Origin of the sequence: Streptomyces sp. NPDC005262 (assembly GCF_042872425.1) — a bacterium.
Classification (GTDB): domain Bacteria; phylum Actinomycetota; class Actinomycetes; order Streptomycetales; family Streptomycetaceae; genus Streptomyces.
The window spans coordinates 125332-134159 of the sequence record NZ_JBIAKK010000013.1; the positions used below are offsets into that span (position 1 = coordinate 125332).

10 protein-coding genes are annotated in these 8828 nt (G+C 70.5%); 6 read left to right on the top strand and 4 right to left on the bottom strand.

From position 1 onward, the window contains the following. Positions 1-165 precede the first annotated feature (165 nt). Both ACFYP5_RS27785 and ACFYP5_RS27790 read left to right on the top strand, forming a co-directional pair. Entirely contained in the window at positions 166-390 is a 225-nt protein-coding gene (locus ACFYP5_RS27785; protein ID WP_389041285.1) for a hypothetical protein, read from the top strand. Positions 391-433: 43 nt separating this feature from the next. After that, positions 434-643, top strand: a complete 210-nt coding sequence (locus ACFYP5_RS27790; protein WP_389041088.1) for a hypothetical protein — start codon at positions 434-436, stop codon at positions 641-643. A gap of 172 nt (positions 644-815) precedes the next feature. Here ACFYP5_RS27790 and ligD read toward each other — a convergent pair whose 3' ends face one another. Then, positions 816-1784: a non-homologous end-joining DNA ligase gene (gene ligD, locus ACFYP5_RS27795; RefSeq protein WP_389041090.1), complete on the bottom strand. Its 969-nt coding sequence runs from the start codon at positions 1782-1784 to the stop codon at positions 816-818. Positions 1785-1887: 103 nt separating this feature from the next. Here ligD and ACFYP5_RS27800 point away from each other — a divergent pair, with 103 nt between their 5' ends. The 4 genes from ACFYP5_RS27800 to ACFYP5_RS27815 all read left to right on the top strand — a co-directional run bounded on the left by ACFYP5_RS27800 (position 1888) and on the right by ACFYP5_RS27815 (position 5848). Next, on the top strand, positions 1888-2307 hold the full coding sequence (locus tag ACFYP5_RS27800; protein WP_389041092.1) for a GNAT family N-acetyltransferase: 420 nt from the start codon (positions 1888-1890) through the stop codon (positions 2305-2307). Positions 2308-2524: 217 nt separating this feature from the next. Next, positions 2525-3862: a hemolysin family protein gene (locus ACFYP5_RS27805; protein ID WP_389041094.1), complete on the top strand. Its 1338-nt coding sequence runs from the start codon at positions 2525-2527 to the stop codon at positions 3860-3862. After that, positions 3859-4878: a hemolysin family protein gene (locus tag ACFYP5_RS27810; protein WP_389041096.1), complete on the top strand. Its 1020-nt coding sequence runs from the start codon at positions 3859-3861 to the stop codon at positions 4876-4878. Before ACFYP5_RS27805 ends, ACFYP5_RS27810 begins: the two co-directional genes overlap by 4 nt. 124 nt (positions 4879-5002) lie before the next feature. Then, on the top strand, positions 5003-5848 hold the full coding sequence (locus ACFYP5_RS27815; protein ID WP_389041098.1) for an SGNH/GDSL hydrolase family protein: 846 nt from the start codon (positions 5003-5005) through the stop codon (positions 5846-5848). Between the two features lie 82 nt (positions 5849-5930). Here the strand turns inward: ACFYP5_RS27815 and ACFYP5_RS27820 are convergent, their stop codons facing one another. The 3 genes from ACFYP5_RS27820 to ACFYP5_RS27830 form a co-directional block, all read right to left on the bottom strand. Further along, complete coding sequence (locus ACFYP5_RS27820; protein WP_389041100.1) at positions 5931-7079, bottom strand: glycosyltransferase; 1149 nt, start codon at positions 7077-7079, stop codon at positions 5931-5933. 215 nt (positions 7080-7294) lie between these two features. Beyond that, complete coding sequence (locus ACFYP5_RS27825; RefSeq protein ID WP_389041102.1) at positions 7295-8041, bottom strand: hypothetical protein; 747 nt, start codon at positions 8039-8041, stop codon at positions 7295-7297. After that, the gene (locus ACFYP5_RS27830; RefSeq protein ID WP_389041274.1) at positions 8038-8664 is read right to left on the bottom strand and encodes an RNA polymerase sigma factor; all 627 of its coding nucleotides are present in this window, start codon (positions 8662-8664) and stop codon (positions 8038-8040) included. Before ACFYP5_RS27830 ends, ACFYP5_RS27825 begins: the two co-directional genes overlap by 4 nt. Positions 8665-8828: the final 164 nt, after the last annotated feature.

Here is an 8828-nt window from a genome sequence, read left to right on the forward strand (position 1 = left end):
GGTCGGGGGCGGGACCGACCTGGCAGGAGGCACCTGGGGGACCGATCGCCACACCGGCCACTGACCGCACACCGATCGTCACGCTCCGACTCCTCACGCCGGACCGGGCCCCCACATCTGCCCCGGCCGGATGCGCCCGCCCTCGCGCGGGGCCACCCTGGAGTCATGCCGACACCACCGATCACCATCCACGCACCCACCCCGTCCGGCGCCCGGCCCGTAACCGTGCACGTCAACAATCGCGACGAGAGACTCGGGCTCGCACACAGCGACAACGACCTCATCGTGTTCCTCGCCGACGCCGGACTGGCTGACCCGAAACGGATCCTCGACAACCGCGCCGTGGTCCAGTGGCAGGGCGCTGAAGCGCATCAGTACAAGGCCACCTGATTCACGGCGCGCGCGGGCGGCCGGGCGGAGGCACCCTGAGGGGATGAGTCCCCCGATAGTCGTGCACGGCTGCGCACCGACCGGTGGCCGTGCGGTCACCATCAACGGTGACATCGCAGGGCTCGCCCACGACGACCGCGACCTGATCGAATTCCTCCGGCGGGCCGGGATCTACGATGCCGAGCATCTCCTGGACGACCCGAACTGGATCGAGTGGCGCGGCGGGCCGGCTCACCGGTACGAAGCGGCATGACACAAGCCACGCGCCTCCGGAGCGGAAGGGAGCCCGGTGGGGTGGGTCAGGCGGTGGAGCCCTGCCCCCGCATCGATCCCCGACCCGCTCACCGGGGGACGACGGGTGCCGTCGACGCGACCCCGCGCCGGCAACGGCGCCGCATCGCCCCGTGATCGGTCGCCTCCGGTACTCAGTCCAGCCGGGTCAGGTCCGGCCGTAGCCGTTGCCAGACCGGCTGACGCAGCCGGCCGGCGGCGGTCCACTCGGAGGCGGTGACCTCCGCGACCAGCCGCGGCTCGACCCAGTGCGCATCCGTCACCCGGACCGGACCGGTGAACGGTGACGTCGGGCGCGCGAGAACCGCCAGGTACGCGGCGAGTTCACCCAGCTCACGCTCGGACATCCCCGACCCCACCGATCCCGCGTACCGCAGGCCTTCCGGAGTGTCCACGCCGACCAGAACCGCGCCGGGCACGTCCCGGGCCGCGCCCCGCCTCTGCGTCCAGCCGCCGATGACCACGTCCAGGGTCTCGACCCTCTTGGTCTTGCGCCAGTCGGGCGAGCGAGCCCCTGGCCTGTACGGGGAGGACAGCCTCTTGGCGACCACGCCCTCCAGGCCCTCACGCACCACGGTTTCCCACGTCCGGTCACCCTGTCCGTGCACGTATCCGGGCGCGGACCAGTGGGGACCGGCCAGCCCCAGCCCCGACAGGACGTGGCGACGCTCGCGGTAGGAGGAGGTGAGCAGCGAACGGCCGTCCAGGAACATCACGTCGAAGAGCACGAGTTGGACGGGCGTCTGCTGTGCCAGGCGACTGGCGTGGAGTGTGTTCGCCACACCCATCCGGCGCTGGAGCAATCCGAAGTCGGGCCGCCCCTCGGCGTCCAGGACCACGACCTCGCCGTCGAGGACGACACCCCGCCCACGCAGGATCCCGCCGAGCGCCTGCAGCTCGGGATAGGTCACGGTGATGTCGTTGCCCGCCCTGGAAGTCAGCTGCACGGTTCCGTCGCCTGCGCTGGTCAGGACGCAGCGCGCACCATCCCATTTGGCCTCGAACGCCCAATCCTCGTCGTGCACCGGCAGCGGCCCCGGCACGGCCAGCATCGGTGCGATCGACGGAGGCGCGAAACGGGCGCGCCCGGGATTCGGGGCCATACCCTCGATGATCGGACGCCGGACATGACTCCGCAGACCGCTCTCGATCACTCGGTGCGGAAAAGGCTCGCCGAACGGGTCGGAGTTCTGATTGGCTCACCCGATGAGTGATCTCTCCGTCCGTTGCGCCGACCTCTCCGACATCGACGCCGTGCTGCAGTTCTGGAGCGAAGCCGCAGAAGGAACCAGCATCAGCGACGACCACGACGGGGTGGCCCGGCTCATCTCAAGAGACCCCGAAGCCCTGCTTCTCGCCGAGCGTGACGGTCTCCTCGCGGGAACCGTCATAGCCGGTTTCGACGGGTGGCGATGCTCCGCCTACCGGCTGGCCGTACACCCGGACCGCCGTCGGCAAGGCATCGCCACCGCCTTGCTGGAAGCAGCGGAACAGCGATTCATCAGCCTGGGTGGGCGACGGGTCGACGCCATGGTCCTGGAAGCCAACGAACGGGCGCACCACACATGGACTGCCGCGGGTTACCACCGCGAGGGCCACTGGCGACGCTGGGTGAAACCGCTGTAGGACTGTCGTGGATCAAGCCCCCGCGCGCCCGGCAGCCGGTCGGCGAACAACCGCAGCACCGGCGACTTTGCCGATCCTTTACTATAGGTGCACTACCGACCCCTCCTCCCGAAAGGTGTGAGCGTCCGCCCATGGGCGAGCCTCCCAGTAGAAGCCGACATCGCCGACATCGAGCGATCTTCCTGTCCCTGCCCGATCATGGGACGGAGGTGAACCGATGACCGAAGTGCTCCTGCTGCTCGTGGCGGTACTGCTCTCGCTCGCCTGCGGTGCCTTCGTCGCGGCCGAATTCTCCCTGACCACGGTCGAGCGCGGTCAGCTCGAAAGGGCGGAGGCGCTGGGCGAGCGGGGCGCGGCGAGCGCCATGAAGGCGGTGCGCAGCCTCACCTTCCAGCTCTCCGGCGCACAGCTCGGCATCACCGTCACCAACCTGGTCGTCGGCATGATCTCCGAGCCGTCGATCGCGAAACTGATCCGCGGTCCGGTGGAGGCGACCGGGCTGTCCCCGAGTGCGGCGTCCTCGGTCGCGCTGGTGCTCGGAACGGCACTGTCCACGGTGTTCCTGATGGTCGTCGGCGAACTCGTACCGAAGAACTGGGCGATCTCCTCGCCGCTCGCCATGGCAAAGACCGTGGCCACCCCGCAGCGGGCCTTCACCGCGGTCTTCCGGCCGTTCATCAGCCACCTCAACAACACGGCCAACCGGATCGTGCGTCGCGTCGGTCTCGAACCGACCGAGGAGCTGGCCTCCGCCCGCAGCCCGCAGGAGCTGGTGGCGCTGGCCCGACACTCGGCGAAGGCAGGCGCGCTGGAGGCGGACACCGCGGAGCTCTTCGTCCGCACCCTCAATCTCGCAGATCTGACCGCGGAGAACGTCATGACCCCCCGGGTGCAGGTCACCGCGCTGGAGGTGCAGGCGACCGCCGAGGACGTCGCGAACGCCACCCGGGCGACCGGGTTGTCCCGCTTCCCCGTCTACCGGGGCAGCCTCGACACCGTCGTCGGCGTCGCGCACATCAAGGACGTGCTGGCGATCCCGGCCGAGGAGAGGCCACGCAGACGCGTGTCGGAGATGCTGCGCGAGCCCCTGCTCGTACCGGAGACCCTCACCGTTGACCGGCTGCTCGACCGGCTGTCCGGCAAGCTCGCGATGGCCGTGGTCATCGACGAGTACGGCGGCACGGCCGGAGTCGTCACGCTGGAGGACATCGTCGAGGAGGTGGTCGGCGAGGTACGCGACGAGCACGACCCGCACGAGACGCCGGACCTCGCGCCGGCCGGTGAGGACGCCTACGGACGCACCCTCTGGTCGGCCGACGGCGCCGCCCGCACCGACCAGCTGCGGACCATCGGACTCCGGGTGCCGGAAGGACCGTACGAGACGCTCGCCGGACTGATCGCCACGGAGGTGGGCCGGATCCCGGCCGTGGGCGACTCCATCGAGCTGGCGGGCTGGCGACTCGATGTGGCGGACGCCTCGGGGCGCCGCGCGGCCCGGGTACTGCTGCACGCACCGCTGCCCGGCTCCGACGACGGGACGGAGGACGGACGATGACCGCCGTCCAGCTATTCATCGGTCTGCTGACCCTGGTCGCCAACGCGTTCTTCGTCGGCGCCGAGTTCGCTCTGATCTCCGTACGCCGCAGCCAGATCGAGCCCCAGGCCGAGGCCGGGGACCGGCGGGCGCGGAGTGTCGTCTGGGGTCTGGAACATGTGTCGGCGCTGCTCGCGGCAGCGCAGTTGGGCATCACGCTGTGCACGCTGGTCCTTGGTATCGTCGCCGAACCGGCCATCGCCCATCTGCTGGAACCCGTCTTCGACGTGCTGGGTGTGCCGCACGGACTGGTCCATCCGATCTCGTTCGTGATCGCACTGACCGTGGCGACGTATCTGCACATGCTGCTCGGCGAGATGGTGCCGAAGAACATCGCGCTGGCGGAGCCGGTACGGACCGCGCTGATACTCGGTCCGCCACTGGTCACCCTGGCCAGGGCGCTGCGCCCGGTGATCTTCACGGTGAACGCCTTCGCCAACGCCCTGCTGAAACTTCTGCGGGTGGAGGCGAAGAACGAGGTGTCCGCCACGTTCTCCGACGACGAACTGGCCCGTCTCGTGAAGGACGCCGGGGACGCCGGGCTCGTCGACGACCGCGCGGCCGAGCGTCTGCGGCACGCCCTGGAGCTGGGCCGTCGACCGGTACGGGATGTGGTGCTGCCGGTCGACCAGGTGGTGTCCACCCGGGTCGGGACGACACCCGCGGAGCTGGAACGGCTCTCGTACGAGTCGGGTTTCTCGCGTTTCCCGGTGATGGACAGCGAGCAGCGGATCCTGGGCTACCTCCATGTGAAGGACGCCCTGGACGCCACACCGCGCGATGTGCCGTTCCCGGTGACGGCCATGCGGCCGATCGCCCGGGTGCGGGCCGCGACACCGCTCGACGATGTGCTGACGGCGTTGCGAAGGAGCCGCACACACCTCGCGGCGGTGCTCGACGAGGACGACAAGCTGGCCGGTCTGGTCACGATGGAGGATGTCCTGCGCGAGCTGGTGGGACGGTCGCAAGGACGCTGACGGAGCCGGCGCGGGCCGTGTGGTGGTGAGGCGTACGCGCCGGCCCCACGGCCCGCACCGCCCGGCGGGCTCGGTCCGGTCTCCGTGAAAGGCGCCGGCCCCACCGCGATACGATCTCATCGCCATGGAAATGAATGCCTCCTACACCAGTCTCGTCGCGGTCGGCGACTCGTTCACCGAGGGAATGTCGGACCTGCTGCCCGACGGTTCGTACCGCGGCTGGGCCGATGTCCTCGCCGGCCGGCTCGCCACCCGCTCCCCCGGGTTCCGGTACGCGAATCTCGCCGTACGGGGAAAGCTGATCCGCCAGATAGTCGACGAGCAGGTCGAAGCGGCGGCCGCCATGCAGGCGGATGTCGTCACGCTCGTCGGCGGTCTCAACGACACGCTGCGACCGAAGTGCGACATGGGCATGGTGCGCGGGCAGCTGGAAGAGGCCGTGGAGCGTCTGGCGCCGGCGTGCAAGAAGCTGGTGCTGATGCGCAGCCCCGGTCGCAACGGCCCGGTGATGGAGCGGTTCCGTCCGCGCATGGAGGAGCTGTTCACCCTGGTCGACGAGTTGGCGAACCGCCACGGTGCGCTGGTCGTCGATCTGTACGGAGCTCCGGCGCTGGGAGATCCCCAGCTGTGGGACGTCGACCGGCTGCACCTGACCGACGAGGGACACCGCAGAGTTGCCGAGGCGGTCTGGCAGACGCTGGGTCTTCCGGTCGAGAACGACTGGCAGACGCCGCTTCCCGCCGCCGTGCCTCCTCGGTGGACGACGCGGCGCGTCGACGACCTCCGCTTCGCGCGCATGCATCTGGTTCCATGGATCGGCCGGCGTCTGACCGGCCGGTCGTCCGGCGACGGACGGACGGGCGCCCAGTTCAGCACCGAGCTCGGGAAGGCCTTCTGGGTCACCCCCGAGGACGACCGGACCCCGGGCCCGGTGGCGACGTGGCGCCGGGTGGACGGCGCCCGCCAGTGATGTCCTGTCGGGGCCACCGGGCGCGGCTCCCGCACCGGTCATCCGCCTCGGGTACGGCATCCGTCGCCCCGGACCGCCGATGTCAGGCGTGACAGGTACTGCAGCTGTTGTCACTGAGGTGTGGACCCCGCCGCCAGTCGGGGGGTGATGCCCATGACGCGTTGCGAGTGGCCCGACGCTGTTCGGCGAACTCGCGGTTGGTGAGCGTCTGCCTGCGACGCACGTCGGGGAGGTCCTGCATCGAAAGGAGCCGGTCGCAGGCTCTGAGCGAACCGAGGATGTCGCCGACCCGGCAGGCGGTGATCGAGTACTCGAAGAGCAGCCCCCATCGGTACACCCACGGCTGGAGGAACAGCAGGTCGTCCGGCGGTTCCCGGTCGAGTCCGGCGCAGACGAACGCGTGCGCGGCGCGGTGGCGGCCGAGGCCGCGCAGCCGCGAGGAGAGTTCGTAGCAGGCCTCGAGCCGTTGCGGCCGCGACTCCCAGGCACGCGAGAGCGTGTCCATGGCGGCAGGCCAGTCGTCGGCATCGGCCTTGAGGATCCCGGCCTGCAGCAGCGAGCAGTACACCTCCTCGCCGCAGCCGCCCATCCGCGCGCGGCGCTCGTACAGGGCGATCGCCTTGTCCCTGTCGCCGAGGTCCCGCATGGTCTGCGCCAGATAGAAGACGTTCCGGGCGTTGTCGGGGTCGCGTTCGAGTTCGGCACCGAGCAGACGCACATCCCGCTCGTACTTGTCGTGCCGCGTTCCCCCGTCGGCGTGGTCCTCGATGACGAGGGCGTCGAGAGTCCGCCGGTCGTCGCGCTGGTCGGAGGTGAGGTACTCATGGGTGACGCCTTCGTACCGCCAGGCGATGTCGCCACGGACCAGACGCTTGACCCGGCACTCGGTCGCGCCCTCGTGCCGCAGCAGGTACGAGTCGGCGGTCAGCGGAGGCAGCGACCCCTCCCGGTGGATCACCAGATCGGCGTCGAGGAGGAGCAGATAGTCGGCCTTGGCATGGGCGTGCCTGATGTTCAGGGTCCGGTTGTGGCCGAAGTCCACCCAGGGCTCTTGGTGGAGCTCGCCCGGGATGCCGTCGAGCGCGGCACGGATCAGCTGCTGTGTTCCGTCGCTCGAACCGGTATCGGAGATCACCCAGGTGTCGATCAGGTCGCGAACGGAGGCGAGGCAGCGCTCGATGACGTGGGCCTCGTTCTTGACGATCATGCACAGGCAGATGGACGGCTTCATGGCGACACCAATTCCGGACGTACGAGTCCGGGCGACCCTATTGACGTGGCGTCCGGGAGCGGTGGCGGCTCGCCGGTGCCGCTCCCGGATCGCGTGCGTACCCGTCGGGGCGTCGTGTCACAGGGCGCGCAGCATTCCGCTGTTCGGCTCGCGCGTTGCGCTCGCGGCACACCCGGGCTCCCCGCTGTCCTGCGTCCGCACCCACGGGTCCGGGTTCAGGGCGCGTCGGAGTTGCCCCGGGTGTTCTTCCCGGTGCCCTTCTCCGCTTCCGGGGCCGCCGGGGTCGCTCCCGGCTTCTCCTTCCTGCCGGTCCCGTTCCCCTTCGACGGCTGAGCGGCGAGGATGCCGTCGCAGTAGTCCGGCACCGCCGACACGCCACCGGCCGCCGACGCCAGCCGGTCGAAGGCCGTCGCGTCCGCTGCCTTCCCGCTGTCCTGCACATGGCGGAACGCACGGCAGAGTGCCGCATCGTCCTTCGCCTGGTCGGGATGGTTGGAAGCCCGCCCGGTGCCCGGGGTGTCCGTCGCCCCTTGCCGCGTGCGGTCCGCGCGGGGCGTCGGCGTACTTCCTTGACTGCCGCCGGGCTTTGCGGGCTCGCCGTTCGCGGGGTGTGCGGGGTGCGGCCGGTCGTGGCCGCCGTCACCGAACGGTCCCGGCATCGTCCCCGAGCCGGCGGCCATCGCGACCCCACCCAGCGCCACCACCGCCGCGAGGCCGGCGACGACGGCCCGGACCGAGCGCACTCCGCGCCACCGCTCGACCGGACGCCAGTCGTCGCGCCGACGGCGGCGCAGCGGTGAGACCGGTGTGTGCGCGCCCTCGTCGCGCGCCGCCCGGAACGCATCGAGAGCCCGCTCCTCGGCAGCGGGGCCGGCTTCCCCGGCGCGCTGCGCGGCTGTCAGCAGTGCGTCCACTTCGGGGGTCACCGGCATTCCGGTCACCCGCTGCGTTTCATCTCTCATGTCTCATCTCTCAGCGTGCGCCGCGTCGCAGACGTCACAGTGCCCGACCCCGCCGAGGTCATGCGCTCTGCCAGTCGCTTCAGTCCACGGTGGGCGGAGGTGCGTACGGCCCCGGCTCGCTTGCCGAGCACACGCGCCGTCGCGGGGCCGTCGAGACCGACGACGACACGCAGCAGAACCGCTTCCGCCTGCTCCCGCGGCAACTGCCCGATGAGCGCGAGCGCCTGCTCGGTGGAGAGCGTCTCCAGGGCGGCCGCGGCCGTGTCATGACCGCTGGGCAGTTCGAGGACGTCCTGCTCCAGGAATGCGGTGCGCGGCCGCCGCTTCTGTCTTCGCAGATGGTCCAGCGCCCGGTGCCGGGCGATCGTCGCGGTCCAGCCGCGGAACCCGGCCCCGTCACCACGGAACCGCCCGAGATCGCGGGAGATCTCCAGCCAGGCGTCGGAGGTCACGTCCTCGCCGTCCTCGCCGACCAGGCCCCGCACGTAGCCGAGCAGCCCGGGATGGACCATCCGGTACGCCACCGCGAAGGCTTCCTCGTCCCCCTGCTGGGCCCGCTCCACCGCGGCGCCGAGCTCGGCGTCGTCCACTCGCCCGCGGTGCTGTTTCCCGCCCTTGGTCACACTTTCCTCTTCGTACCGACTGCGTCGCACCCGCACCGCCCCGGCACCGCTCACGGTGCCCATGCCCCCGGGCTCGCGAGCCTCTCGACTAGTTCTGCGTGTCGTGGCACAGAAATGTCACAGCAAGGGGCTTCGCGGCACCGAACGCACTGACCGGGCCCGTC

Coding starts and splice junctions, on each gene's coding strand:
- ACFYP5_RS27785 (WP_389041285.1), top strand. CDS start 166: ATGCCGACACCACCGATCACCATCCACGCACCCACCCCGTCCGGCGCC.
- ACFYP5_RS27790 (WP_389041088.1), top strand. CDS start 434: ATGAGTCCCCCGATAGTCGTGCACGGCTGCGCACCGACCGGTGGCCGT.
- ligD (WP_389041090.1), bottom strand. CDS start 1,784: ATGGCCCCGAATCCCGGGCGCGCCCGTTTCGCGCCTCCGTCGATCGCA.
- ACFYP5_RS27800 (WP_389041092.1), top strand. CDS start 1,888: ATGAGTGATCTCTCCGTCCGTTGCGCCGACCTCTCCGACATCGACGCC.
- ACFYP5_RS27805 (WP_389041094.1), top strand. CDS start 2,525: ATGACCGAAGTGCTCCTGCTGCTCGTGGCGGTACTGCTCTCGCTCGCC.
- ACFYP5_RS27810 (WP_389041096.1), top strand. CDS start 3,859: ATGACCGCCGTCCAGCTATTCATCGGTCTGCTGACCCTGGTCGCCAAC.
- ACFYP5_RS27815 (WP_389041098.1), top strand. CDS start 5,003: ATGGAAATGAATGCCTCCTACACCAGTCTCGTCGCGGTCGGCGACTCG.
- ACFYP5_RS27820 (WP_389041100.1), bottom strand. CDS start 7,079: ATGAAGCCGTCCATCTGCCTGTGCATGATCGTCAAGAACGAGGCCCAC.
- ACFYP5_RS27825 (WP_389041102.1), bottom strand. CDS start 8,041: ATGAGAGATGAAACGCAGCGGGTGACCGGAATGCCGGTGACCCCCGAA.